The organism is Komagataeibacter intermedius TF2, from assembly GCF_000964425.1.
GTDB lineage: Bacteria > Pseudomonadota > Alphaproteobacteria > Acetobacterales > Acetobacteraceae > Komagataeibacter > Komagataeibacter intermedius.
Window position 1 is genome coordinate 1 of record NZ_BANF01000137.1, and the last position, 1,007, is coordinate 1,007.

The 1,007-nt window shown below is 57.6% G+C and carries 1 protein-coding gene; it reads right to left on the reverse strand.

The features are described 5' to 3' along the window. Positions 1 to 1,007 (reverse strand): cation:proton antiporter domain-containing protein (locus B7449_RS13990; protein ID WP_048883735.1); only part of this gene is annotated, 1,007 nt, incomplete at both ends.

Below are 1,007 nucleotides of genomic sequence, written 5' to 3' on the forward strand. Positions count from 1 at the left end.
ACGCTCAATGCCCGCACGGCAATGGACAGCGGGATCACGGCAAGTGTCGCCAGCACCGTAAACAGATGCGGCGTGATCTCAAGAATTTCAAAGCCGATCAGCATGAACAGCAGGACATTCAGCACCTCGTCAATGAGTGTCCAAGCGGTATCGAGTTCCTTCCGGGATGCCTCATCGAAAACGGAATGGCTATAGCTTGTTCCAAAGCACAGTCCCGCCACGACGACGGCAATCGCACCCGACATGCCAAGCTGGTTGGCAATGCTGAAGGTTCCGGTCGCCAGAGCGAGCGACGTCAGCAGATCGATATGCGGATCTCGCTGCCTCTTGAGCACACGGAGTGCGATCCATCCGGTCAGTGCGCCCAATAGACCGCCACCGATGGCCTCTCTGCAAAAACTCAGAGCAATCTCGGAGGCGGTCACTTCCTGACTGTCTCCGGTCGCCAGCCCGATCGTGACACCGAAAATGACAACGCCGACGCCGTCATTGAACAGACTCTCTCCTGCAAAAACGGCCTGAAGCGGTCCGGGCAGTCCGAGACGTTTCAGCATTCCGACGACCGAAACCGGGTCGGTTGGTGCGAGAATGGCGCCAAGGACGATGCACCATGCAAAAGGAATGGCGTGGCCCAACAGAGGGAAGACATACCATGCCGCGATCGTCAGAAAGGCAACCGCTAGGACGGTCCCCAGAATAGAGAGCGCAGCTACGGACGCAAGCTTTGTGCGCAGATGTCCGACGTTTACCTGCGTGGCCCCGGCAAACAGAAGCAGGGACAGCGCGCCATTCAGAAGGGCCATGGGGAGATTGATCGCTCCGAGCACAGACCGTGGGAGAGCCTGAAGGTCATAAGCCGGTATCAACGGATTCAGAATCATGATCAGCAGGGAAGCCAGCAATGAGAAGACCAGCACGCCAATCGTCACAGGAAGGCGAAACGTGTGGTGATTGAGAATGCTAAACCCTGCCGAGAGCGTCAGAAGCAGGGCGAGGAGGCTGATGGT